Source organism: Chloroflexota bacterium (assembly GCA_026710945.1).
Classification (GTDB): domain Bacteria; phylum Chloroflexota; class UBA11872; order VXOZ01; family VXOZ01; genus VXOZ01.
This window is the reverse complement of record JAPOQA010000014.1, coordinates 17426-41824: the sequence shown is the minus strand read 5'-3', so window position 1 is coordinate 41824 and position 24399 is coordinate 17426. Positions and strand designations below refer to the sequence as shown.

Genomic DNA, 24399 nt, shown 5'->3' with positions numbered 1-24399 from the left:
CAGCCGGCTTTCGCTCCCTTTGCGAGGTCCTACCTAACCCGCCCGATAGTCAATGCCGCGCTCTGCGGACCGTCACAAAGGGCGAGGAGCACCTATGCGAGTTTGGTCTGCTTCTCTCTTGGGAGCTAAGGCTGGCATTGGCACGTTGCGAGTTTCTTCCGACACGCACGAGACCATGGTGCCGGCGAGCTCTCCGCGGAGAGGTGGTGGCCGGCGGAATTGCCGGAACAGCTAGACCACGACCTCTGCTCTCTCAACCACACGACCGCTCTTACTGGATCGAATTGCCGCCGTGGTCATGGCAATGGTGTTGAGGTTGTCCCGCGGTGTCACCGCAGGCTCGCGTCCAAGGGCGGCTGCTGTGATCAGGTCACCAAGAGGACCCTGGAACGCATCGTTGAACCACGACCCCTCGATCTGGAACGTTTGTACATTGCGAGGGTCATCTGCACGGACCGCCGAGACTTCCTTACTCGTACCCCACACGCTTCCTTCCGTGCCGTCAATCCACCAGTTGTAGCCGTGCGCGCCCGAAGCACGCACGATGTTGTTGAATTGCAGGCTTGCCATGACTCCAACCCGTCCTCCCACTTCACCAAACTCCACGTTGGCGGAAAATATGAGAGGATCCGGGCCATTCTGGTCCGGCAACATAGCCGTAGTACAGTGCAATCGCGTCCACTCGCGTCCTCCTGCCATCGGCGAAGCGGCAAAATAGCGGCAGAGATCCAAGTAATGGACTCCATGATCGCCAATATTGAAATTTGCCAGCGTGGTCCACCACATGTCCGGTTGGTCTTGAAACGAGCGCCGGAGGTGCTGAATGCTATAGACCTGCCCAACAACCCCTTGGTCCATGAGGACTCGTATTGCTTTGTGTTCCGGCGCCCAACGCGCCTGCTGGTTCACAGCCAGGAGTATGCCCGCATCCTCCGCGATGGCGATGAGTTCTTCCGCCAAGGCATATTCCATGTGCAGCGGTTTCTGCGTGAGTACCGGCCGGGGAGCTTGCGCAATCGCCAGGAGCGTCTCCTTGCGGGCGGGCGGATGCAGCGCCATATCGATAACGCGCACATCGTCACGTTCCAAGAGCGCATGAATGTCCGTCGTCCAAAACGGGATATTCCAGCGTTCCGCCGTATGCCGCGCCGCCTCTTCATCCACGTCACAGCAAGCCACGACATGGTATCCGGCCTTCTGATAGGCGGGCAAATGAGCGCCGTTGGCGATGCCGCCGCACCCCACAATCCCAACACCGTACTGCGCCAAGTCGACGCCGGTCGGCGGTCCAGGACTGTATTGCTCTGGATGCAAAGTTAGGCTATCCAATTCATGTCTCCGTCACTCTTGAACAAGCAGGTGTTTTTGCCGTAAATGGAGCGTACGCCCGACGTGACACGCCTGAGCCTTTTCCTCTAGCTGAGCATTCGGCAATCAAGCAGGCTCAGAAACGTCTTTAACAAGAGGACTGAGGGGCTCGTATTTGCGATTACGGTAGAGGAGCGGCAATTCCTGAGTTCCCAGACCGGCCGCCTCGACTTTACCGATAAAGAGTACCCCGCTCCCTGCTCTGTGCGTGGCGTAGACAGAGCAGTCGAGCCAGCAAATGCAGTCATCAAGAATCGGAGATCCCGTGGCCGCAAAGTGATGGGGGATCTGCGAAAACGCCGAACTCTTCTGCAGTCCGGGGCGAGCAAAGTGCTCTCCTATCGAACTCTGATCCGCGCCAAGCACACTTATTGCAAATGCGCCAGCAGCCTCAACCCTGCCACACGTAGCATTGCTCTCGCCAACACTGATGAGGATAAGCGGCGGTTCCAGTGCAATCGAAGTGAACGCGCTCGCCGTCATGCCGTGCAAGCCGCTTGCATCCCGCACCGAAACTACCGCCACGGGTTGCGCCATCTGGCGCAATACGGCACGAAACGTCTCAGAATCAATCGGCATGCTGTCCTCGCATCCTGGGTAGTAGTAGGTTCAACGGCCTTAGTATACCGTACATCGAGTAGCAGAGGGGTGCAGAAAACTCAGTGATGGTCAAGATGCCAGTCCAAGAGTTGTTGCTTCAGTGTCGCGACCACCCCAGCCTTCGTGGAGTCATGGAAGCAATTCTGCAATTCCCAAGGATCTTTGCGCAGGTCATACAGTTCATTGTGCTCACGGCCCGGTGTGTACACGAGCTTCCATTCAGGCGTACGCACCATGGTTGATATCTCGGTCTGACGTCCGCTGGCCGGGGGCCCATAGGGGATGTTATTCCCTCGCTCAGGGTCGTTTACCATGGCGGCGGGAAACGCGCCGACCTCGGCGAATGCCACATTCGGCAAGTGTTCCTTTCCTTCCCAGACTGGTACGAAAGAGCGTCCGTGCATGGACTCTGGAGCCTCGACGCCGGTCCAGTCTAAGACGGTGGGCGCTAAATTGGTTGAATCTGTAATCTCCGATATGCGTTCGCCTTGAGGCACGAGATGATCCGGTCCGGCGACAATCGATGGAATGCGTACCAAGCAGTCGTACAGGGTGCAACTCTTGCCAAACATGCGGTGCTCGCCGGCATAGTCGCCGTGATCGGAGGAATAGACGATTATTGTATTCTCCAGCATGCCTCGCGACTCCAGGAAGCCAACCAAGCGCGCCACCTGGTCGTCGAGGTGTCTCACCATACCGTAATAGACCGCCAGAGCTTTGCGTACTTCATCTTCGCTCGCGTCCCACGTGCCGCCGTCACGAGCGGTCTGCTTGTGTGCTTTCGGCTTGTCGGCGTTGGCGCCCTCTACCGGCGGCAGTGAAATAGCTGCGGGATCAAACATAGAATAGTATGGCTCAGGCACGAAGAATGGCGGATGGGGGTCCATGTAGGCAATATGCAAAAAGAATGGCCGACCCGACGTGCACGCCTCGACAAAGTTCATACCGATTTTGGTCATGGCGCCATTCAAGTCTTCATCGGGAGGCGCCGGCACTTCAGCGACCATGTGTTGCACTCGTCTCGGCGCCTGCTCCACTAGCGCCCTTCGCAACCGACTGCGTTCCGAAAGCACGCCCTTGCCAATGTCGTGTTGAAAGTCAAAGCCACGGCCGCCGCCACTGCGGCCGCCGTGAAAGTGTCCTATCGCGCCGGTCTGATACCCTGCATCGCGCAGCCGCTCCGCCAGAGTTACCTCGTAGTGAGGTAGGGTATAGCCGTTGCCGCGCACTCCGATGGCATGGGCATAGCGCCCGGTCATTAGGATACAGCGCGCCGGCAAACAGAAAGGATGCGGCGTAAAGTAGTTTTCGAATACCACGCCGCGCTGCGCTAGCGCTTCAAGGGCAGGTGTTTCAACATCGGCATTCCCATAGAGTCCGAGACTGGTGGCCTTCTGCTGATCTGCAAGCAACAGCACAATATTGGGTTGTGCCATCTCACAACTTCTTTCTAAACTCCAAGAGCGGCTCTCTCAACAAGCCTTGTCACTATTCTCTATTACGCACCAAGATGATTTTCGTCGAATCAGGCATGGCAGCGCCCGATAACAAAAAACCGGGGCGATTCCCCAGTTCTTTGCACGAACGTTTGAAGAGCGATCTGATTCATTCCATGCCCTTGCTCGATGCTTCCATGTGCGAAAGCAAGGAAACCGACCAGTGTGCCCTGCGTTGCCGCGCTGCGTCGGCGCTGAAACCGGTTGGCTCGCTGGCTACGAGCTTATCCAGCAAACTATGGTCGCCCTGAAGGTAGAGCCGCACCTTCATAATGCCGTAGGCATATTCCGGATGACTCTCGGCAAGATAGGCAAAGATCGAACCGGATTCTCGCTCAAACCGCTCTCTATTGCCTTCTGTATGGACGAGTGTCTCCGTCTCCTGCAAGATGTTGCGCGGCTCAATGTGTACGCGGCTGGCAACATCTTGTACGGACAAGCCTTGCTCTTGGGCCAACTCACGAAATCGTATCACGACTTCATCGTCGCTCAAGCGGTGGATATCGGTCTGCGGCTGCCGCGATTCCAGGCTATGGCGAATGCTCTCCCAATCGACCTTGACTTTCGGGTATAGCTCTGAGATCTCGAGTTGCAGGTCGGTGGTGACACGAGGACGCCCCCCAAGATATGCCAAGAACTGGGTGCGGGTACCAAGATCATCCACAATGTCACGTACGAGCCAAGCCACCCACAGCGTCTGATCTTGGCGACCAGAAGCTGCTTCCGGTACCCATTTTATGTAAACGTTCTCTCGCGCTGTATCAGGCACAGAGTGGTTTATTCCTACTGTTCTTGACCCGCATCATTATCTGATGAAGTGCCAATTCCCCGGACTCGTCGGGCTTGAGGCTTTGGGCTCAGATACGTCGTGAGTTGGTTCCCTTCCATGATGGGCCTTCTCTCTATGACGGCGGCATCCTCAACGCGCTCAAGCACAACGCGCAACACGTCGTGCCCATGCTCAGGATGTGCCATTTGCCGACGTAGGAATCGAACAAATGCCTTAACCTTATGGCCCTCTTCCAGGAACTTGAAAATTCGATCTACCCGATAATCAATATCATGTCGATCCATGACTGGGCTGAATCGAACTTCCTTCAACGTGGTGGCGGCGCGATTCTTGCGCGAATGGCGCTCTTCCTTGGTCTGACGGTACTTGTACTTCCCATAGTCCATGAGTCTGCATACTGGTGGGGAAGCGTTTGGGGACACCTCTACCAAGTCCACCTCGCGTTCTTGGGCTAACGCAAGCGCTCGCTCTATCGCGAGAATGCCGACTTGCTCACCATCTTCATCGATTACGCGAACTTCGCGTGCCCGAATTTCTCGATTATTGCGCGCCTCTTTGACTATAGTTATTTACTCCTTCGTGGCTGTTTCAAAGTCTCGCTGGACTATACCATATCTATATGCCGAGAATCAAGACCCGTCCAGCATTGGCACAATCACTTGATTGTCTGCACTAATTCCGGGTCCATGGGTGTGCGCGCACCGTCAGCGCCCTGTTTGGCGGCGACGCCAGGCCCCTACGCGCGACCCTACGCTTGGCCGCCTGTGCCAGAGCCATGTCGCGAGCTCGAATTGCAAACGTGCGCCTCAGCACCACGTCCCGTCCGGTCTCGACAAAGCCAAGACTTTCCAATGCCTGGCAAACGTCCGTTGCGTACGCAGGCACTCTCGACCAAACTCTGGAGTTGCCACGTTCTCTTGCATGAATGAGGGCCGTAGCCGCCAGGTCTCGTGCCAGTCCAAAGTGGCCTGGTGCAACTCCTAGCTGCGCGCGTAACTCGCCATTCCGCCCCGGCGCTTCCGACAGCCAGCCTGCAATTCCATCCTGCTCCTCGACCACCCAACGAGTCACCTGGAACGAAAACCGCGACGAGCTCCGCTGCAATTGCCAATCACGAGCTGTGATCCCTTCTGATAGACGCACAGCTTGCGGTGTTGAACGGAGGTAGAGCTTGTGCAAGGGCCACGCATCGCGCCGCTCCTGCCGCCGCAGCCCCGGCGCCTCCGGAGCCGTCACAACAAATGGTAACGACAACGCATACGTGCGTTCCTGCATCGCAATTGAGAAATCCGCACGACGAAACGGAGCAATCAATCTGCTCTCTTCCGCCACGCGCGCAACGAGGCTCGGCATGCGCCTATCCGCTGCTTGGCGGCACACTTCATCGAGAAGCATAAGCAGCCGGGTGTGTTCCGCGCTGTGTTCCGCAAGCGAGTGCGCCTCTAGTCCCGCAATGACCAAATGCATCAACTCCCACTGAACGCGACCCGATTGCCGCGCTATTTGCGCTAAGGCGACTGCCCGCCGTCCTTCCCACACTGCAATCGCACAAGACGCCGGTAAGACCGCTCCAAGCAGCAAGCTAATTGTCGGCGACCACGGGGAATCGGCAATGACGAGAGACGGTTCGCCGCGTGCCTGGAGCCGTAACGCCTGCAGGAAGCGGAGAGTATCCTGTCGCTTGATTTCGCCTGACTGAGCCACTTCACCTATCGTCTTCGGGCGGAGCAGATTGACACTGAACGGATGTTATCGGGCAGAAATCTTCCTCGCTTCAACCGGAGGCCGATTAGTCGACGTGCGAGCAGAGCGTGAGAAAATACCGGTGTAAACGACGGTCCTTCACGATTTCAGGGTGGAAAGCCGTGGCAAACATCCGCTCTTGCTGAATGGCAACGATGCCCCCATCGGAAGGAAGCCGCCCCAGCACATCCACGTTCGGCCCTACGGACCTGACCACCGGGGCACGTATGAAGACAGCGGGGAATGGTTCCCCATCAATGCATCGAATGGTAACTTCAGACTCGAAGCTATCAATCTGGCTGCCAAATGCATTGCGCTGAATGTCGACATCCATAGCCCTAAACAGCGGCTGATCGTGCCCATCGACATTCTTGGCGAGCAAAATCATCCCAGCGCAGGTGCCCCACACTGCCAACTTACCCGCACATATGCGGTCACGGATGGGTTCCAATAAGTCATAGAATACCATCAGCTTACCGATGGTAGTGCTCTCGCCGCCGGGGATGATGATCCCTTGGAGGTCTTCAAGATCCCTGGGCAACTTAACCAAGTTGGCGTCTACGCCCAAGTCGCCAAGCGCCTCAACGTGCTCGCGAACGTCACCTTGAAGCGCTAAAACACCGACGTTCATGCCGGTCTCTACCATCCTCGTACGGCAAGTAATTCTTCACTAGCCATAGAGCGCACGTCAAGACCTGACATCGGCTCGCCCAGACCACGGGAGACTTCGGCCACAATCTGAGAATCCTCGTAATGGGTTGTTGCCTTGACGATTGCGTTAGCCCGCGTTGGCGGATCTTCCGATTTGAATATGCCGGAGCCGACGAAGTTCCCGTCGCAACCCAGTTGCATCATGAGCGCGGCATCCGCCGGCGTAGCGATGCCTCCCGCAGAAAAATTGACAACAGGCAATGCACCACGTTCCGCTACTTCCACGACAAGCGCATGGGGGGCTCCAAGTTCCTTTGCTTGCGCCATGAGCTCATCGGGACGCATGCTCTGCAGGCGGCGAATTGCGCCATTGACAGTGCGAATGTGCCGAACGGCTTCCACAACATTTCCGGTGCCCGCCTCGCCTTTCGTGCGGATCATGGCCGCGCCTTCACCAATTCGCCGCAAGGCCTCGCCCAAGTCTCTGGCGCCACACACAAAAGGGATAGTAAACCCATCCTTGTCAATGTGATGCTCTTCATCTGCGGGCGTAAGCACTTCCGATTCATCGATGTAATCAATACCCAGTGCCTCAAGCACCTGTGCTTCGACAAAGTGACCTATCCGGCACTTGGCCATGACAGGGATCGTAACGGCCTCCTTGATTTGCGTGACAAGCTCAGGATCAGACATGCGCGCCACGCCGCCTTGAGCGCGGATGTCTGCTGGCACTCGCTCCAACGCCATTACGGCTACCGCACCGGCGTCTTCGGCAATTCTCGCCTGCTCAGGCGTGACAACGTCCATGATTACGCCACCCTTGAGCATTTGAGCCATGCCGGACTTGACAAGCCACGTACCCTTTTCCATAGTTTTAGCCTCTAGGTTGCTATGCCTCACCCAATCGCCCTATGTTACCTCTCTCATGTTACCTAGCGAAGCCTGCCTCGGCAAGAGGCTGCAGAGACCCTTTGCAATTCGACTCGGCGGGCAGCTCCACCTCACCTTCCTGCGCGCTTTGAACTATCCTTGCCGGTTTGATAGAGAGTACTACATCTGCTATCATGATGCGCCAGAGGAGTGGTTGTACGGGCGCGAACCTGAACAGAAGGGGTGTCACGTGGCGGTGCTGACCGTACAAATCGGCCAGGCTGCACTTGTTGGCAATCAACGTCGAGCAAGCAGTCCCTGGGCTCATACCTTCCAAGACACCTCATCGGATGTCGATATGGGCTCCCTCTACTTGAATTTGGAGGGAGTCAGCAGCGAGACCGCCGGCACCATTGCAAATGAAGTGGCGCGGCACTACTTCGAAAACACCTCCGCTCGCACTGAAACCGCCCTACTCCGCAGCGTACGTCACGCCTACCGCTTTCTTTACGATGCCCGTATTGAAGGCTCCCTGTCTGATATTGGCTTAACTGCGGTGGTCGTTCTCAGTGGGCGCGCTTCAATTGCCCAGGTTCTACCTGCCCAGTTCTATCTGGTTCAAGAAGGTGAACTGACTGCCTTGCCCGAAACACAGGAACGGGCTTCCGGCCAGAATTCCCCGTCAATGCCGGACGACCGCTATCCTCAGTGGGAGCCTCCTGTTGAGATGTTTCGCGCCACTCTCCATCCCCAAGACGTCGTAGTTCTCTGTTCAGACAACGTCGGCACGGCGCTGAGTGACAATGAGGTTGAAGAGATTCTCTCTGCTGGCAATGTTCAGAATGCCGCGGAGTCATTGGTCGACTCCGTACGCAAACGCGGGGAGAAGGATTGTTCGGCATTAGTGCTCCGGTTCGATTCCGCAAGAGAGACTCTTGGGAGCGCAAGTACCGCGCCACAGGAACCTGAAGCAAGCCTCGAACCTGCTCCGCAGAGAGCCGAATCTGCTGCGCGCGGAGGTGTGGCCACTTCAATTGTTGGCCTTATATTGGCCCTCTTTGTCATGACGTGGTCATTCATTGCATCTCTGTTTCGACCTCGCAGCCAACCCGCTGCCCAGAGTTCTTCAGGCGTCTCCAGCGTTGCGATGCAGTCAACGATCACTACGCGAAATGCAGTGGAGGAAGCCCGCAGACAGAGGATAAACCGAGTAGGCGCTGGCATAGTGGTCTTGCTGGTGCTGGCTCTGCTCGTCATAGGTGCCAACGCTCTGTTTGGCGGTGAAGAACAGCCGGTTAGCATAACCGAAGATGCACCGGCCCCGGCCCAAGAGCAGGAAACCGTCCAAGCGCCCCAAAGCGATACCGGGACTGCGACAGCTAGCCCTGCGCCAATTGAAACGGCCACCATAGCCTCGGCAACGCCGTCCGCCCCGGAATCAACTGGCTCGATAGTTGATGAGCTTCAGGAGATCGTCCGATTTGATGCTGCGGTGCAACCGGGCGAAATCTTCGGTTTGAACAATACAATGTATGTTCTCGATCGCGCCTCAGGTGCCGTGTACCGGGTCGGCACGGCAGGAAACAGCGAAGTTGTCTATCAGCCCAACGTTGGTACTCTGTCAGGCAGCAACGCGCTACTCGTTACCGGAAGAGCGGACCTCATCCAGATTCTTGACAGCAGTTATCAGCTCTACCAAGTCGTGAATGGCGAAGCTCCCCAAGTTGCGCAACTCTCAACCGGCTCGATTCTGGATCCCAGGGCAAGCGCGACCTATGATCAGAACTTCTATTTGCTAGACGCAGGCGCAAACGACGTATTGCGTTTCCGGCCTATTGGCAGCGGCGTCTACGGCGAGCCGGAAGGATTCTTTGGGATCAACAGTGGAGTAGACTTGTCGCAGGCAAGTGATCTCGCCATCGACGGTTCTGTCTTCATCTTGTTTAGTGACGGCACTATCAACCGCTACACATCCGGATCCCGGGCTGAGTTTTCCCTTGAGACTCTGCCGTCGCCTCTGGGCACGCCGGGCGCGATCTTCATTAGCCAAGAAATGGGCTCACTCTACATCTTAGACGGAGACAACGATCGAGTCGTTCAGGTAACTACCGAAGGCGTTTACCAGCGTCAAATTCTTGCGCCAAACAGCCTCTTCGCCACTGCCATTGACTTGTATGTCAATCGTGGTGAAACCTATCTCTGGATTGTCGGCCCAACATCGGTAACGCGGATACCGCTACCGGAACTTCCTGCAGATGCTCCCAGATCTGCTGGGTAGGGCTCGCACCTCAACGTCGTGCTCGAGTTTTAGCGGCCGCTGACTCTGCTCTTCGTTTGCACTTCGTCCACATAGAGAGTTCAACTTGTCGGCATCCGTGTACAAGCCGTCTTGCAGGATTCAAAACCAGCAAGTCTTCTGGCTGCAGTGTAGGGATTTTTGTCCGCCAGCACGTTGTAACGTCCTGACGTTCCGGTAAGAACAGATAACGAGAATTTCACAATGTTCTATGATGAAGCTCGCATTTTCGTAAAGGGTGGCAAGGGCGGCGACGGCATGGCCCACTTCCACCGCGAGAAGTTTCAACCGCGCGGCGGGCCGGATGGCGGCGACGGTGGGCGCGGCGGCAGCGTCTACCTCTCCGTCGACCCTAGTCTGAACAGCCTGCTCTTCCTCCATCGCACTCGTCGCTTTGTTGCTGAGGCGGGCCGGGCCGGCGGCACTAACCGGAAGCAGGGCGCTGCGGGCAAAGACATTCAAGCATGGGTTCCGCCCGGAACGGTCGTAACCGAGGAGGTTTCAGGTCAGGTCATTGCGGACTTGCGCAACGTCGATGACCGCGTTCTGGCGGCAAGGGGAGGTCGGGGCGGTCTGGGCAATGTGCACTTTGCGACGTCAACACGCCAAGCACCGCAATTCGCTCAAAAAGGAGAACCGCCCGAAGAGCGCTGGCTCAACTTGGAATTGCAGCTCATCGCCGATGTTGGCATTGTGGGACAGCCAAATGCCGGCAAATCATCGCTCCTCTCGCGGATAAGTGCCGCACGCCCCAAAGTTGCCGCATATCCATTCACCACGCTGCAACCTGAGCTTGGCGTCGTCCAACGGGGCAATGCGACGTTAGTGTTCGCCGACATCCCGGGCCTCATAGACGGGGCGCACAGCGGCGCCGGTCTGGGCCACACGTTTCTGCGCCACATTCGACGCACCCGCATGTTGCTGCACGTAGTGGACTGTGCTTCCTTGGAAGACCTGGACCCAGTGGCGGCCTTCCGGCAAATCAATGACGAGCTTTTCCAGTTCGATCCCACACTGCTGGAAAGGCCCCAAGTCGTCGCGCTAAACAAACTCGATGTCACGGAAGCGCGGTCACGCTTTGATGCCGCCAAAGCGGCGATTGCGTCTCTCGGTCACACGGTGGTTGGCATCTCGGCCGTGTCCGGCCAAGGGATCGATGAGTTGCTCGGCAGTGTTTTTCACACCTACAGTGAGACGCCTGCCGCCAAGTTGGAAGCCCCGTCAATTGCTGTAACCGAGATTGCAGTCCCGGTCTCTGACGATTTCGCCATTGCGCGTCGAGAAGATGCGCTTGTCGTAACCGGCAAGGCAGCGGAACGCCTCGCCGCGATGTCCGACCTCTCCACCCTCGATGGCGTGCTTTACTTTCAGCAACGGCTCGACCGCATGGGAATCACCGCAGCGTTGGAGAAGGCCGGCGCGCGGGCCGGCACTATGGTAGTCATCGGCACGGTTGAATTGGAGTGGCAGGCGGAGCCGTAGTCTTTAACTCTCCACGGTAGTGACGTGCTTGATATGGGGGTGCGCATCGGCAAGAAAGTCGTGGCTCAAGACCTCACAATGATCCTTCAATAGGCGAGTCGTACTCCGTTCGCCACTGTAATCTCTCCCAAGTCTTGAAGAAGTGCTCTGCGCCACTTACAATAGAAAGCTGATAACTTGCAACTTCGACAGTTGGACTGCCGAGTACGCATTAGGCAATGAGGAAGGATCACCAATGCCAGATGACCTCGATAGAAGGAAAGTAGTAATCCTGGAAGACGATCCTGAATTGATCGAACAAATTCAGCGCCGACTCCAGGACTACGGGTACTTCTCAATTCTCGTGCGACGGACGCGGGACATCATAAAGTTTCTCAAGGCAGAGAAACCGCAGACCATGATTATGGATGTCGCTCTTCCAGATGTGGACGGCATCGCGCTGCTACAGGAAATCAAGGCGGACTGGGAAGCCAAGAAGACGCATGTCATTGTGATGTCGAACTACTCGACGCGGGTCAACTATAAGGTCCGCGATGATGTAGCAGACATCTTTCAGAAGCCCTTTGACGTTGAGTCGCTCTTGGAATCCGTGCACCGTGTAGCCGCTATGGATAACAAGTAGCCGACCTGAAGCGCATGGGCTTCCTTGCATCATCGACTCTTGGGCGTCATGGCTTTGGGTGTCTTGCACTTAGCCAAGGCGCTCTTGCATTTAGTCGTAGCATCCAAACCTTGAAGGGCGTACTAAGCGGTCAGCAGCCGATTGATGGCTTCTGACTCATTGCCCCGCGAGCGTAGGAACTCAGCTACACGCTGCCGCCGCGGTGCGCCGTCTATCGGTCCGGTCACGGTTACAGACAAGGCTCCCGCCGCATTTGCCCAAAGCGCAGCCAACTCTAACGGCGCGCCCTGTTGCAACGCCCAGAGAAACGCGGCATCGAAGGTATCGCCGGCTCCCGTCGCGTCAACTTCCTCAACCGGAAATGAAGGTACCGAGAAAGTATTCCCATTACTGAATACTGAGCAACCGGCTGCACCTTGCTTGAGCACCACGGCCTCATTGTGGGGAGCCTTGCGCAACGTAGCGCACGCGGCTTCCGTGGAACTCGCGCCTGTGATCAACCGGGCCTCCTCGCCGCTCGGGAAGACGATGCTTGCCACGTCCACGATAGGGCCGACCAGCGCGCGAATCTCTACCGGGTCAGCGAGTTCCGCACGTATATTTGGGTCTAGACTCACACGTCCACCGGACTCCCTGACTAATCGCGCCACCAAGATGCAGTACTTCCACCAGGCGTCATTCATTGCCAGACATGAACCGTTGATGTGCACCCAAGCAACCTGCTTCAGGAAATCTGAACTCGGCAACGGCGGCGGCAAGCCTGCCGCGCCGTTTCGCATGTGAAAGAAGAACGACCGCGTCCCGTCGGGGTGATTGACCACAAAAGAAACAGCGGTCGGTAATGTCTTGGTCGCGGCCATGCAATCGCGGCCCACATCTTCTTTGGCCAGGAAATCCATGATCGCCTCGCCGAAGGCATCGTCGCCAACCGTACCCAGGAATGAACTCAGCCCGCCCAAGCGGGCAACCGCCGTAGCGAATATGAGTGGCGCGCCACTCGCAAATGGCCCGCGATAGGCGCCTTCCTCCGTCAGAGGCGCATGTTCGCCTATCTGGACAAACTCGGCGAGCGCCTCGCCCATGCTTAGAATTACGGTCCGTTCCATTGCCCACCTTCACAGGCTACTGCTTGACCACATTCTGCACAGTATACTGGCAATCGATGGGAGTGAACTCAAGTGACAGAGAACAATCGTCTTCCTGCCAGCACTCGTGCCAAAGTAGCCCGTCAATTCTGGCAAGGACCTGTGTTGGAGAAAGCGCAAAGTGCCTTGGGAATGGTGCTTGTGCGGCAAGACAAAGGCAATGCAATGCGCGGCAGAATAGTGGAAGTAGAGGCCTACGGCGGCAGCGATGATCCCGCCAGCCACGCCTATCGCCGCAGAACGCCTCGCAATGCGTCTATGTTCGGTCCCGGAGGCGTTGCATACGTTTACTTCGTCTACGGCATGCACTTCTGTTTCAACATCGTAACAGGAAGAGAGAACGAGGCCGCAGCTATACTCGTGCGCGCCTTAGAGCCGCTTGAAAACCTACACGGCCGCACCGATGGCCCGGCACGCCTTTGCGCTGCTCTAAATATCGATCGGCGGCTCAACGGCATTGCGTTAGACGGCGATACCCTCTGGCTGGAACCGGGCGACTCGCCATTGCCAGCGCATCAGATCGCATGTACCCCGCGCATCGGCATAAATCCGGCTTCGCTTGGCGCTGAACGGCCGTGGCGATTCTTCGTCAGGGACAACCCAAACGTATCAAAGCCACTCCGCCGTTAACCCCGCTGCTCTGAACCGCACATGCCTGAGGAACCTTGCTTGCGTGCTTCCGCATGCGGTTGATCCTCGTCGCATATCGCTATCCGCACCTATCTCTCGCGCTTGCGCCATGTGCCGTTCACCCCTACAATACGGCACTAGTACAACGATTTGAAGTAACTAATCAATAGTCCACGGGAGCGAGGAATGCCGACTTACCGCGTTGGAATCGTTGGGTGCGGGGCGCGATCGACCGCGCATGCCGCAGGTTGGGTAGCGAACGAGAGCGCCACTATCGCGGCGGTTGCCGACCCCATTCAGGAGCGGCGTGATGACCTGGGAGACAAGCACGGTGTATCGCCGGAGCACCGTTATCCGGACTTTTCCGATATGCTGGCGGATGCCGAGCTTGACTTCATCTCACTGTCTACTAAGCCTGAGCTCAGAGAGCCGGCAATCATCGCGGCGGTTGAAGCTAACATCAGGGGCATCTTGTGCGAGAAGCCCATGGCGCTTAGCTTAGGTGAAGCGCACCGTATCCACAGCGTTTGCGCTGAGAACGGTATCCCATTGGTCATCAACCATCAGAAGCGCCACCTCACAGAGTGGCAGCGTCTCGCCGCCATGTGCGCGAATGGCGAACTCGGCGCCATTGAGCGCATCGAGGCATCGTCTTTCGGAAATCTAGCCAGCCAAGGTACGCACGTGCTGGATATGGTCCTGCAGTTTGGCGGCGACGTGCAACCACTGTGGGCCATTGGGCAGAGCGTCGGCTGGCGAGACTACGCGGGAGCGCACGCCGGACCCCGATTTACCTTGGGGCAGTATCGCTTCCCCAACGACATAACGGCCTATGTGCAAATGGGCGATGAAGCCCCGCAATTGTTGGGGCGCGAGGATTCGTGGATGCGCCTGCAACTCCGCGTATGGGGCACGGAAGGCCGCGGTCAGGTAGATCTTCCCAATGGCACCCGTGTCTGGCGGAAGGGAGAAACTGAACCAACCAGTTGGCCGGAGAGCTGGACCGACCCGGAGAATCTCGCCGGCGCCCAAGCAGGACTTTCGCAGTCAGTCATTCAGGCCGCTGAAGACCCCAGCTACGACCCGCCCGCAGGCGGCATCCGCCCGCTCTACAGTTTCGAGATGATTGAAGCGCTCTGCGCCTCAACGCTGGCAAGGGAGGTCGTATCGTGGCCGCTGCCGGCATGGGATCACTCGCCTATGCAGTCGCTGAAGCCGGGAGGCGTTCATGTTTGAGTACTTTGCATCCAGTGTCGCCTTTTCGGAGTTGAGCTTCGCGGAAGCGTGCGCCGCGTTGCGTGCAACGGGCGTCAACGAGGTCGACATATGGTCTGTCTTAAATCGGTGCACTCACCTGCCTCCGCAAGACAAACATCCCGATTTGGACGGCATAGAGCGCACACTTGCCGAACACCAGCTCACGTGTCGGGTGATTTCGGCTTACGGCAAAGGCTCTGACGAGATGGTCATGGCCAGGCTTGACCACCTGGTGAGTCTTGGTGGAAAGGTGCTGGTGCGAGGCAGTGGGCCGGAAGATCTATCGGTGGCTGAATTCGCCCAATCCTTCATGCCATTCGTGCGACGCGCCGAGGAGCTAGGGGTGCAGATTGGCATTGAAAACCATCGCGGGTCCACAATCAACTCCATCGCCTCTATGCGGGAACTCTTGGCACGCATAGAGAGCCCCGCACTTGGCATTGCGTTCGCTCCCATCCACGTCCACATGGCCCAGGAGAGTATCCCGGAGGCAATTCACGCGGTCGCCGGACGTATTGCGCACTGCTATGCGTGGGACTGGGGCCCAACGGCCGATGAATTTCAAAAAGATACGCAAGAACAGTTGCCCGGTACCGGCGTTATTGACTTTCATGCCATGTTCCGTGCCCTGCATGACACTGGCTATCAAGGTCCGCTTTGCATCTTTGCGAACGGATTGGAGCTCGAACGCACGTCGGATGCCATCATCGCGTTGCAGTCCGGCAGGTCGTATTGCCAGCAGGTGGAGCGCGATCTCGGCCTGACGTAGCCGAGCACACCCAGGCCACTCGTCAGTGCGGTCAATCCAACGAGTTCACTCGTTGCTGACTACAATCCTTTCTGCGCCTGGAGAAGGCTGACAGCTTTCAGCCATTCGTGCTGAGCCTGTCGAAGCACAAGGGGTTTGGTGCTCTCTTGGTGGACGGAGAAAAGATCTCCGACTATCGATATTGCAAGATAGCAAGGCTTTGCCGCCAGGTGGCTTGTCCGCCAATTGCGGACGTGCAGTTTGCGACGGATAGAACCGCCGACCCCGATTTCCCGTGCTCCTGGCTACCCTCAACGAAGTTCAAGGCTTATCCCGAGTTCCGCCGCTGTTTCCTTCATCGGCTCCCAGACAATGCGCGGCAGTACATGGGTGCCGCGAGCGCGTGCTTCGCGCTCTAAGCGTCCTGCACGCTCGCCGGGGTAGAAGATTTCGTCCACACCGGGCCGGCGCGGCGAGGCCTTGATTCTACTGATATATTCCGTTACCCGCCGCGCAAAATCGGGGTGCGCCATGAATAGACTGGGATCCATCACCAAGAGAAAGTGGCCCACCTTACCACTCTCGCCGCTGTCGGGTCCATAGTCATTGCCGCTGAGAACGCCTGCTATGAGTTCCGATACCATCGCCAAGCCGTAGCCTTTATGGTCGCCAAGCGGTAACAGCGATCCAATCAGCGCCGCCTGCGCATCAGTGGTCGGATTGCCGTCTTTATCCAGTGCCCAGCCATCGGGCAGGGGCGCATTCTCTGCCGCGTGCATGCGTACTTTGGCAAACGATGCCGAAGGCGCAATATCGAGCACCATGGGGTCCTGATCGCCAACGGGCACCCCGAACGCCCAGGGATTGTTGCCAAGCATGCGACCCATCCCGCCGGTAACCGGCATCACTGCCTCGGCTACTGAGGTGCAGATGGCGATGTATCCTTGGCGAGCTGCCCGCAGAACGTAGTGCGCCGGAATGAAGAGATGGCTCGAATTGTGGACCCCCGCAATGCCGACGCCGTTCGTTCCCGCCTTGATGAGACAGCGTTCAAGTGCGCGGGTGCAGGCTATGCCGCCGAAGCCGTAATCGGCATCTACCAATACACTAATCGGAGACTCCCGGAGCATGCGGACCTTGGGTTTAGGCTTGATTGTGCCTGCCTTGACCCTGGGACTATAGTATGCGACGAGCCGTACCCCATGACTGGCATGACCGCGCAATTCCGCTTCCACCAGAATTCCCGCCAACAACTGCGCGTTGCTCCTGGTCACCCCGAGAGCCGCAAACGCTTCGGCACAAAACGTCTCCAGGTCTTCAATTGCGATAGTACGCTCATTATCCATTGTTCTGTCCTTGTTCAGTTTATTGTCATCGGCCCTGCGAGAATAGCCTGTCCGATGGTGTGCTGCAGCTTTGTGGCTTGTTTTGCGCAGAGGCGCACTTTCTCTGCTGCGTCGATTAATTGTCCCTCATTTCTCGACAACCCAACCCTAACAGCAGAAACGCAGAGGCATAGCTACGAGGTCATGAGGATGCCGCCGTCTACGTTCATGACCTGTCCCGTAATGTACGAACTTTGGTCTGAGCACAAGAATGCCGCAACCTGTGCAATGTCATCGACCGAGCCGACGCGATCTAAAGGGATTTGCGGCAGGATCTTCCGTTTCCAGGTTTCCGGAAAGGGAGTCGGCTTGGAATCGATCATCCCGGGCGCAATACAATTCACCCGAATGTGCGGTGCCCACTCAAGCGCCAGATGCTTTGTGAGCATCACCAGGCCGGCCTTGGCGGCAGCATAGTGAGCGCCGGTCGCATAGGCCGGATGCGGGCTAATGCCACCGCCCGAGGCGATGTTGAGAATCACGCCGCCCTCATGCGACCGCATCACACGGGCAGCCGACTGGCAAAGGAGAAAAGGGCTTTGGAGATTGATCATTTGTACCCGCTGCCAGTCTTCTGACGAAATCTGCAGTGCCGGCGTGTTGCTGAATACCCCCGCGTTGTTGACCAAAATGTCCACGGTGCCGAACGCATCGAGGGCCGCCGCTATGATGGTCTGCGCGGCCATTACATCTTGCAGGTCCGCCCGAACCGTCGATGCCCTTACGCCGTGCGTTTCAATCTCATGGCTAACCCCATCCACATACTCAGAGGCAGCGTTGTAGTGCAACACGATGTTTGCGCCGCTCCGAGCGAGAGCGAGGGCTATGCCCTTGCCGATGCCGCGCGCCGCGCCGGTTACAACAGCCACCTTGCCACCCAAGGCCTGCGTCATTCCTGCAATTGCTCCTTACCCGCACCCTTGCCGGACTACCCGCCTAAGACTTCTGCTAATCTAGACTCTACTATTGTGCGTTTCTCATCAAAGGAGAACACCTTTTGCTACTTGCTGTTTCGGAAAACATGATACCCGGTGCTGGCTATGGCGAAAAACTCCACTTTCTGCGCGATCACGGGTATGACGGGATCGAGCTATTTCCCGAGACCGCCGCGCAGGAGGCCGCTGAACTCAAACAAGCAATGGCGGAAACAGGTATTCTCGCGCCAAGCATGCGTGGCAGGACGCGGGACTTGCTTTCCGCGGACGTAGCTGAACGCCGAGCCCAAATCGAGAGGTTGAAGCAGGTATGTGCCTTGGCCGAGGACTGCGGCGTTCGCGTCGTTGTGATTGTACCAGTCTTTGGCGGGCCGAAACTGCCAAATCTTGCGCCCTGGAGATCCGTAATTGAGTTGGAAGATGCCCTGTTGGATACCATCCTTCCCACCATCGGAGATATTGCGGCCAATCATGGCGTAACCCTGGTTATGGAGCCCTTAAATCGCTATGAGACCCACTTCCTCAATACGCTGGAGCAAGGGGCGGCGATTTGCCAACGCACAAACCATCTACATGTTCGAATCATGGCGGATTTCTTTCACATGCACATTGAAGAAGGAGACATTGCGGCAAGCCTCGCCGAAAACCTAGCATTTGTACGCCACGTACACTTAGCCGACAGCAACCGCGACCTTCCTGGTTGCGGTCACACGGACTTCGCACCTGCGTTTCGCGTACTCAAGCATGCAGGGTTTGACGGTGCGTTTGCCTTGGAGTGTCCACGCAGGGGATACGCGGGCTTCGGCTTCAAGGAAAGCGCCGACTTCGTGCGCAGAACATGGCAAGAGGCCTAAGCAAATCACCGGCGGGTAGCTGCGGACTTGCCCCCATGAACGTAGCGCGATTAGTTCGGCCCCGCTACGAGAGTGAATGCCACGGGGCGTACGGCAAGCGGCACGACATTGCGCACGTGGAGCGTACGTGAGTCGAGCACGAGAATGGCGCTTGCGTGCGGTGCGAGCGCGTAGAGTGCGTTACGTGCTGGATCGAGGGTCAATTGGGTCAGGCCGCCGCTCTGCCATAACGTTCTCTCCACGCTTCCGTCGGTTGTACTGATCATCGTGAGAGCCGGAAGTTCGTCTGCTACAGCGGCCTCATCTGCGGTGGCGTCTGCATCTGAAGCTTCTTTTGTGGTGGTCCTGACAGGAGGAACTCTGCTTTTGACATCCGCGTCCGAATCGGAATCCTCAGCAGGTTCTGCTGGAGGAGGCCCAGTTTGACTGCTCAAGAAGAGGGCTGAGCCATCAGCGTTGATCACTCCATGCGTGGCGCGTCCTGCCGCATCTGTTGCCAGCCGCATTGCCTGTCCGGAGTCTAGTGCAACGCGCCATATTTCTTCAGTCTCCGGAGTGGTCACATAGGCCAAGACTCCGTCGGCGGCGTGAACAATTGCGCCAATCACCAGACCGTCACCAATAGCTATTGCCTTGTCAACACGTGCAGAGCCCAACATCACACGCACCATTTGCGTTCGGTCAATTGCGACGGCGAGAAGTGAATCCTCACCAAGAGGCACAAGACGGTCTACAGCCCAAGGCAATGAAATCTCCATCACGACCTCATCATTTTCATCCATCACCAACAAGCTGGCTGCGGTCTCCGAACCCATCACCAGGTACTGCCCAATCACCGATAGACTACTCAGATCTTGGGACGGCAACTCGAGGAGCCGGCCCACCTGCTGCGACTGGGCGTCTACGGCGAGCAGGCCCTCTTCCTGCAAGATGAAGAGGGTTTTCCTATCCGCAGATACTGCAAGCGCGCGCGGCTCTCCGCCCACGCCGGTGACAGTCGACGGCTTCAAGTCCTTGGGATTGAAAGCGATGAGCGCACCGGTGTCGGCAACGCCGAGCAAGACGATAGTCGGTGGCTGAGCCTCTACCTGCTCCGGCGTCAACTCGGTGTCCTCCGGACCGCGCAGAAGCGAAAAGCCAACCGAGATAAGGAGTGCAAGCACTACCAGCGCGATTCCGACCTGCATGACGCGAGAGCGAACAGTGGAATCGCCAGTGCCGAGCGCAGCGGCGACCTCACCCCTGAGGGTGGCGCCAGGACGCGGCGCCCCAAGCTGACGCATGGCACGCTCCACAGAGCCGCGATCGGCCTCAGAATCCGGCGCGCGGAATTCCGAACGTGCCCTCTCAAGCAAAGTTTCCACGCGGTCAAGAGACGTGCCCAACGCTTCCGCAGTCTGACTCTGCGGCATGCCTTCAGCAAGAGATAACAGCCAGACGACCCGCAGTCGCGGGGGCAGCGCGAGAGTGGCTCTGCGCCACGCAGTCGTGCGATCCTCAACCTCCACCGGCCCAGGCGCGCGCCGGGTAAGCCTGTGCCACCGCGCTGACGCGAGATACGTTCGCACGGCCATCCGATAGAACCAGGTGTCCAACACAACGTTGCGGGGCCGCTTGCTGATCGCGCGGTAGGCCCGGCGGAAAATCGCGATGACTAGCTCGCGCGCCTCACTCTCATTACCGGTGAGCCAAAACGAGAAGCGGTAGAGCATGGGGGCGAACTGATCGTAGAGCCCAAGAAAAGCGTCTCGATCGCCGCTCTCGGCTGCCGCGAGAATTCGTCCCCGATTAGCTAGCATCTGCGCTCAACGTCCAAGTTCTGCGTACGATTCTTGCCTGCATGGTAGCACATTGCCAGCCCAATCTTGAGCCATTCAGCGCTCGAACCACTGCAAGAAGAGCAGTGCTCCCGTCCAATGCTCCGCGCCATTGCAGTAGCAGACAGAAAGATGTACCGTACATATAATCAGCGAATGTGTCGCTGGTGTCTTCAGGGCTCCCTCCTGCCCGTGCACGAGGATCTCAGCCATAGGAAGCGCTATGGATTGAAGGGGATACGGAGTCCCCTTTGTAAGACTGTTATGTAAAGTTTTCAAGAGGCAGCACCGGGCCGCGAATTCCAAACATAATGTAGCCAATTCAAGCGTGCTGCCGTAGTGGTCATCGTGTTAACACTGCCAGGGACTCAGCGTGGCAAATAGAAGAGCGACAATAGCTTCCCAACACAGCCTCCGTGTTGCCGGTCGCATGTTTGAGTCGTTGCGGGTGACTTCGTTTCGCGACCTTTGGATCGGCATGCTCGCCTCGTACATCGGTATGTACATGGGCATGGTCTCGCGCGGCTACCTTGCCTATGAGATAACGGGATCTGCCACAATTCTCGGCATTGTGACTGTGGCATCTGGGATCCCAATGTTACTGCTTTCCCCCGTCGGAGGCGTGCTGGCCGACATCATGAACCGCCGTCTCATTCTCGTCCACAGCCAGGTCTTCATGGTGGTGTCATCCTTGCTCATTGCCGTCCTCATTCACTTCGACCTGATCGAGATCTGGCACCTCATCTTCTTTGGATTTCTGCAAGGGATACTCTTCACCATTAACATGCCCGCGCGCTCTTCCGCGCTCCCACACCTGGTTGGGAGGCCGTTGCTCGCGAGCGCAATCGGCCTGACGAACTCGGGCCGCAACCTCATGTCAGTCATTGCCCCGGCGATCGCCGGGACCGTCATCGCGATTCCGTGGCTGGGCACGGCTGGGGCTTTCGACATCTCTGCAATCTTCTACGTTGGCGCAACGTTGCTGATGCTGCGCCTGCCTAAGAGCTTGGCTGAAAGCCGTGATCGTACGCAGGTAGCATTTGGCCAGCAGATGATCGATGGCTTCAGCTACATCTTCTTGCAGCGGCCGTTGCGCATCCTGCTCGTGCTCGGACTCATCCCAATAGTTTTCGGCATGCCCCTGCAATCTTTCCTGCCGGTCTTCCAAGCGGACGTGCTTCACGTTGGCGCGGTAGAACTCGGATTACTCTATTCGGCAGTGGGCGTTGGCGGCACGCTCGGATCGCTCATAATAGCGCCGCTCGCGGAGAGTAAGCACAGCCACATTTTGCAGCTTGTAATGGGTGTGTTATTCGGTCTTACGTTGATCGCCTTCGCCAGCAGCACATCTTTCACCCTGAGCGTCGTCTGCGTCGGTCTCGTCGGATTTGCCGGTAACGCGTCTACCGGCTTCAACAGCGCTTTGCTGATGCTGCGCACGGAAGAAGCGTACTATGGACGCGTAATGAGCATCTACATGATGAATTGGTCGCTTATGACCCTCTTTACTCTGCCCCTGGGCATGCTCGTTGACAAGTGGGGGGCACCGCTCGTGACGAGCGTCGCCGCTATGGGCATTGTCTTCTTTATGGGCGCAGCATTTGTCTTCTTCCGTGACATTCGTGAAGGTCAGCACCACAAGGAAGAATTAAGCGTTGAGGCCGGGGCGGCAGCGGTTGAATGAGGCGCCTTCCGGGGAGTCCACGAACTCCCGGCACACACAGGATAGGCTAGGGATTGGATTGTGGTTGTTCCAAGAGACGAGATAGTTAGCTTCCTGGATGAGTTCCTGGATGTACAGGGCATACGCGATTACGGCCCCATGGGGATACAAGTAATCGGTAAAGCAGAGGTGAATCACGTAGCCGTGGCCGTAAGCGCTTCCCGCGCCTGCTTTGCGCAAGCGGCAGCCCAGCAGGCCGATATGCTCATCGTGCACCACGGGCTCTTCTGGGATAACGAGAGTCGCGTAATCGGACAGGTTATGCGGGGCCGACTAGAGACGCTGTTTGAACATGACATGAATCTCTTGGCATATCATCTCTGCCTGGACAAGCATCCAGAAGTCGGCAACAACGTGCTCTCTCTGCGCGCCTTAGGAGCTACACCGGTCGAACTAGACTCGCCGCTCGCCGCAGTGGGGTACGTGGGCGAATACAGGAGTCCGGTGCCATGGGATGAGCTGACCGGGAGAGTGCGGAGCGTGTTTGGCGGGGAGCCCATTTTCTTCCCGGAAGGGCCGGCACTCACCTCGCGTATAGGGCTGGTGACCGGAGGCGCCGGTCGTACCTCTTACGTAATTGAAGCAGCGGACCGGGGGTGTGACACCTTTCTCACCGGGGAACTCAGCGAACCCGTACCCACCGTCGCCGCCGAATTGTCTATGAATCTCATTGGCGCCGGTCACTACAATACGGAGAAGCTCGGCGTGCAAGCCGTCGCCCACGTGCTTGAAGAACGCTTCGGCGTGAGTTCAGCGTTTATTGACGTGCCCAACCCGCTGTAGCGGAGCCGGGGGTACACTAAGCGATCCATGAAGCCCCCACTTTAGCTGCTTAACCGGCAGTGCTCACGCCGCTCACGCTGGAGACACGTGGCGCCTTGAAAAGGGAGGGTCCCAGCCACTAGGAAATCAGGCATGAACCGGCTCGTTGTCAGGACTGGATGTCAAGAGCCGTCGTGCCGCGGAAAGCACAGCTTCTACCTCATCGGTCACAGTCTCTTCCCCTTGGTTCGGCGCGAAGCGCACGACTTTTCTCTGTACGCCATAGGGCCCGTAGCGTTGCGGCGAAGTGGGCCCAAACAGGGCTACGACCGAAGTGCCGACTGCAGCGGCGAGGTGCATCGGCGCCGAGTCATTGCCGACGAACAAGTGACAGCGTTGGATTAGAGCCCCAAGCTGAGCGAAAGTTAGCTTACCGGCAACGCTGACGACCGGCACGCCAGCGCTACTTTGCACAGAATCTGCCGCGGGTACATCGTCAGGCCCACCCACGAGAAGTATATTGGCGTCTAATGTCCCCGCAAGACCCTCGGCGAGCGTAGCAAAATTGCTGCGAGACCATCGCTTGCCAATGTTCTCTGTGCCGGGATTCTTGCCGCCGCCGGGGTGCAGCGCAATTATGGGCCTTCCATTCGCGAGGCCTTTGTCGATCAGCAGACTCTCGGCTTTCGAGCTAGCAGTTGATTGAGGACAAAAGTGCAAGTGCGGCCTCGTTACGTCAAGTCCAGCCTTCCGCAATACGTCCAGGTATATTTCCACTTCGTGCCGATCATCCGGACAGGGCACGCGGATATGCAGTGCGATGCCGCGGTGGACGCTATTCAAACCGGCTCTCCAGGGAATGCCTGCCAGCCGCGGAAGCAACGCCATCAGAGGAGAGCGGTCCAAGACAAAACAGTGCGTGAATCTTTGCTCTCGCACGTGCGAGACACAATCTCGGAACGCGCTGAAGCCGTAGCGCCCAGGAAAGCCGACGGAGCCGGAATCAAGGACGTGGTCGCAATGGCTACTTCCTGCCAGCGCCTCCTTGGCCCACGTCGTTACAAGCACGGTGATGTCTGCGTGCGGTAGGTTGGCACGCAGCGCAGCAAGAAACGCCGTACTCATGAGCACGTCACCCAAACTGGCGGGCTTTACAACCAGAATTCGGTGACTCTCGGAAGTATTGGGCGGCGCTGCCGGCTCGGTGCTCAAAAGGCGATGTAGG

General features: G+C 57.6%; 22 protein-coding genes. 9 read left to right on the top strand and 13 right to left on the bottom strand.

Features of this window, described 5'->3' with window-relative positions; all coding sequences use genetic code 11:
* Nucleotides 1-231: 231 nt before the first annotated feature.
* From OXE05_01960 to pdxS, 8 genes are all read right to left on the bottom strand, one after another.
* Entirely contained in the window at nucleotides 232-1329 is a 1098-nt protein-coding gene (locus tag OXE05_01960) for a Gfo/Idh/MocA family oxidoreductase (GenBank protein ID MCY4436083.1), read from the bottom strand.
* A gap of 105 nt (nucleotides 1330-1434) precedes the next feature.
* Nucleotides 1435-1947: a flavin reductase family protein gene (locus OXE05_01955; GenBank protein MCY4436082.1), complete on the bottom strand. Its 513-nt coding sequence runs from the start codon at nucleotides 1945-1947 to the stop codon at nucleotides 1435-1437.
* An 80-nt stretch (nucleotides 1948-2027) separates the two neighbouring features.
* Nucleotides 2028-3404, bottom strand: coding sequence for a sulfatase-like hydrolase/transferase (locus OXE05_01950; GenBank protein MCY4436081.1), 1377 nt, complete (start codon nucleotides 3402-3404; stop codon nucleotides 2028-2030).
* A 169-nt stretch (nucleotides 3405-3573) separates the two neighbouring features.
* On the bottom strand, nucleotides 3574-4233 hold the full coding sequence (locus tag OXE05_01945; protein MCY4436080.1) for a hypothetical protein: 660 nt from the start codon (nucleotides 4231-4233) through the stop codon (nucleotides 3574-3576).
* A gap of 14 nt (nucleotides 4234-4247) precedes the next feature.
* A complete protein-coding gene (infC, locus tag OXE05_01940) occupies nucleotides 4248-4817 on the bottom strand; it encodes a translation initiation factor IF-3 (protein ID MCY4436079.1) in 570 nt (189 codons plus the stop codon).
* 109 nt (nucleotides 4818-4926) lie between these two features.
* On the bottom strand, nucleotides 4927-5958 hold the full coding sequence (locus tag OXE05_01935; GenBank protein ID MCY4436078.1) for a hypothetical protein: 1032 nt from the start codon (nucleotides 5956-5958) through the stop codon (nucleotides 4927-4929).
* 85 nt (nucleotides 5959-6043) lie between these two features.
* Complete coding sequence (gene pdxT / locus OXE05_01930) at nucleotides 6044-6628, bottom strand: pyridoxal 5'-phosphate synthase glutaminase subunit PdxT (GenBank protein MCY4436077.1); 585 nt, start codon at nucleotides 6626-6628, stop codon at nucleotides 6044-6046.
* Between the two features lie 8 nt (nucleotides 6629-6636).
* Nucleotides 6637-7518 carry a pyridoxal 5'-phosphate synthase lyase subunit PdxS gene (gene pdxS / locus OXE05_01925; GenBank protein MCY4436076.1) on the bottom strand — a complete coding sequence of 294 codons (882 nt, stop codon included), beginning with the start codon at nucleotides 7516-7518 and terminating at the stop codon, nucleotides 6637-6639.
* Nucleotides 7519-7573: 55 nt separating this feature from the next.
* On the opposite strand from pdxS, the gene OXE05_01920 reads away from it, so the two are divergent.
* The 3 genes from OXE05_01920 to OXE05_01910 all read left to right on the top strand — a co-directional run bounded on the left by OXE05_01920 (nucleotide 7574) and on the right by OXE05_01910 (nucleotide 11918).
* A complete protein-coding gene (locus OXE05_01920; protein MCY4436075.1) occupies nucleotides 7574-9796 on the top strand; it encodes a hypothetical protein in 2223 nt (740 codons plus the stop codon).
* 222 nt (nucleotides 9797-10018) lie between these two features.
* Nucleotides 10019-11296: a GTPase ObgE gene (gene obgE / locus OXE05_01915; GenBank protein MCY4436074.1), complete on the top strand. Its 1278-nt coding sequence runs from the start codon at nucleotides 10019-10021 to the stop codon at nucleotides 11294-11296.
* A 235-nt stretch (nucleotides 11297-11531) separates the two neighbouring features.
* Entirely contained in the window at nucleotides 11532-11918 is a 387-nt protein-coding gene (locus OXE05_01910) for a response regulator (protein MCY4436073.1), read from the top strand.
* Between the two features lie 122 nt (nucleotides 11919-12040).
* Here the strand turns inward: OXE05_01910 and OXE05_01905 are convergent, their stop codons facing one another.
* Complete coding sequence (locus tag OXE05_01905; protein ID MCY4436072.1) at nucleotides 12041-13024, bottom strand: sugar kinase; 984 nt, start codon at nucleotides 13022-13024, stop codon at nucleotides 12041-12043.
* A gap of 72 nt (nucleotides 13025-13096) precedes the next feature.
* Here OXE05_01905 and OXE05_01900 point away from each other — a divergent pair, with 72 nt between their 5' ends.
* From OXE05_01900 to OXE05_01890, 3 genes are all read left to right on the top strand, one after another.
* Nucleotides 13097-13693 carry a DNA-3-methyladenine glycosylase gene (locus OXE05_01900; GenBank protein MCY4436071.1) on the top strand — a complete coding sequence of 199 codons (597 nt, stop codon included), beginning with the start codon at nucleotides 13097-13099 and terminating at the stop codon, nucleotides 13691-13693.
* Between the two features lie 186 nt (nucleotides 13694-13879).
* Nucleotides 13880-14929: a Gfo/Idh/MocA family oxidoreductase gene (locus OXE05_01895; GenBank protein ID MCY4436070.1), complete on the top strand. Its 1050-nt coding sequence runs from the start codon at nucleotides 13880-13882 to the stop codon at nucleotides 14927-14929.
* On the top strand, nucleotides 14922-15719 hold the full coding sequence (locus OXE05_01890) for a sugar phosphate isomerase/epimerase (GenBank protein ID MCY4436069.1): 798 nt from the start codon (nucleotides 14922-14924) through the stop codon (nucleotides 15717-15719). The genes OXE05_01895 and OXE05_01890 overlap by 8 nt, the downstream gene beginning before the upstream one ends.
* 290 nt (nucleotides 15720-16009) lie before the next feature.
* Here the strand turns inward: OXE05_01890 and OXE05_01885 are convergent, their stop codons facing one another.
* A complete protein-coding gene (locus OXE05_01885; protein MCY4436068.1) occupies nucleotides 16010-17044 on the bottom strand; it encodes an Ldh family oxidoreductase in 1035 nt (344 codons plus the stop codon).
* Between the two features lie 173 nt (nucleotides 17045-17217).
* Nucleotides 17218-17976, bottom strand: coding sequence for a 3-oxoacyl-ACP reductase FabG (locus OXE05_01880; protein MCY4436067.1), 759 nt, complete (start codon nucleotides 17974-17976; stop codon nucleotides 17218-17220).
* 104 nt (nucleotides 17977-18080) lie between these two features.
* Here OXE05_01880 and OXE05_01875 point away from each other — a divergent pair, with 104 nt between their 5' ends.
* Nucleotides 18081-18872: a sugar phosphate isomerase/epimerase gene (locus OXE05_01875; GenBank protein MCY4436066.1), complete on the top strand. Its 792-nt coding sequence runs from the start codon at nucleotides 18081-18083 to the stop codon at nucleotides 18870-18872.
* A 50-nt stretch (nucleotides 18873-18922) separates the two neighbouring features.
* Here the strand turns inward: OXE05_01875 and OXE05_01870 are convergent, their stop codons facing one another.
* Nucleotides 18923-20671, bottom strand: coding sequence for an RNA polymerase sigma factor (locus tag OXE05_01870; protein MCY4436065.1), 1749 nt, complete (start codon nucleotides 20669-20671; stop codon nucleotides 18923-18925).
* Between the two features lie 391 nt (nucleotides 20672-21062).
* Between OXE05_01870 and OXE05_01865 the strand changes: the two genes are divergently transcribed.
* Both OXE05_01865 and OXE05_01860 read left to right on the top strand, forming a co-directional pair.
* The gene (locus OXE05_01865) at nucleotides 21063-22373 is read left to right on the top strand and encodes an MFS transporter (protein MCY4436064.1); all 1311 of its coding nucleotides are present in this window, start codon (nucleotides 21063-21065) and stop codon (nucleotides 22371-22373) included.
* A gap of 60 nt (nucleotides 22374-22433) precedes the next feature.
* Nucleotides 22434-23195, top strand: a complete 762-nt coding sequence (locus OXE05_01860; GenBank protein ID MCY4436063.1) for a Nif3-like dinuclear metal center hexameric protein — start codon at nucleotides 22434-22436, stop codon at nucleotides 23193-23195.
* A 126-nt stretch (nucleotides 23196-23321) separates the two neighbouring features.
* Here OXE05_01860 and OXE05_01855 read toward each other — a convergent pair whose 3' ends face one another.
* Complete coding sequence (locus OXE05_01855; GenBank protein ID MCY4436062.1) at nucleotides 23322-24299, bottom strand: glycosyltransferase family 9 protein; 978 nt, start codon at nucleotides 24297-24299, stop codon at nucleotides 23322-23324.
* Nucleotides 24300-24399 lie beyond the last annotated feature (100 nt).

Coding starts and splice junctions, on each gene's coding strand:
- OXE05_01895 (MCY4436070.1), top strand. CDS start 13,880: ATGCCGACTTACCGCGTTGGAATCGTTGGGTGCGGGGCGCGATCGACC.
- OXE05_01905 (MCY4436072.1), bottom strand. CDS start 13,024: ATGGAACGGACCGTAATTCTAAGCATGGGCGAGGCGCTCGCCGAGTTT.
- OXE05_01950 (MCY4436081.1), bottom strand. CDS start 3,404: ATGGCACAACCCAATATTGTGCTGTTGCTTGCAGATCAGCAGAAGGCC.
- OXE05_01880 (MCY4436067.1), bottom strand. CDS start 17,976: ATGACGCAGGCCTTGGGTGGCAAGGTGGCTGTTGTAACCGGCGCGGCG.
- obgE (MCY4436074.1), top strand. CDS start 10,019: ATGTTCTATGATGAAGCTCGCATTTTCGTAAAGGGTGGCAAGGGCGGC.
- OXE05_01920 (MCY4436075.1), top strand. CDS start 7,574: ATGTTACCTAGCGAAGCCTGCCTCGGCAAGAGGCTGCAGAGACCCTTT.
- OXE05_01890 (MCY4436069.1), top strand. CDS start 14,922: ATGTTTGAGTACTTTGCATCCAGTGTCGCCTTTTCGGAGTTGAGCTTC.
- OXE05_01955 (MCY4436082.1), bottom strand. CDS start 1,947: ATGCCGATTGATTCTGAGACGTTTCGTGCCGTATTGCGCCAGATGGCG.
- OXE05_01855 (MCY4436062.1), bottom strand. CDS start 24,299: ATGAGTACGGCGTTTCTTGCTGCGCTGCGTGCCAACCTACCGCACGCA.
- pdxT (MCY4436077.1), bottom strand. CDS start 6,628: ATGAACGTCGGTGTTTTAGCGCTTCAAGGTGACGTTCGCGAGCACGTT.
- OXE05_01870 (MCY4436065.1), bottom strand. CDS start 20,671: ATGCTAGCTAATCGGGGACGAATTCTCGCGGCAGCCGAGAGCGGCGAT.
- OXE05_01885 (MCY4436068.1), bottom strand. CDS start 17,044: ATGGATAATGAGCGTACTATCGCAATTGAAGACCTGGAGACGTTTTGT.
- pdxS (MCY4436076.1), bottom strand. CDS start 7,518: ATGGAAAAGGGTACGTGGCTTGTCAAGTCCGGCATGGCTCAAATGCTC.
- OXE05_01910 (MCY4436073.1), top strand. CDS start 11,532: ATGCCAGATGACCTCGATAGAAGGAAAGTAGTAATCCTGGAAGACGAT.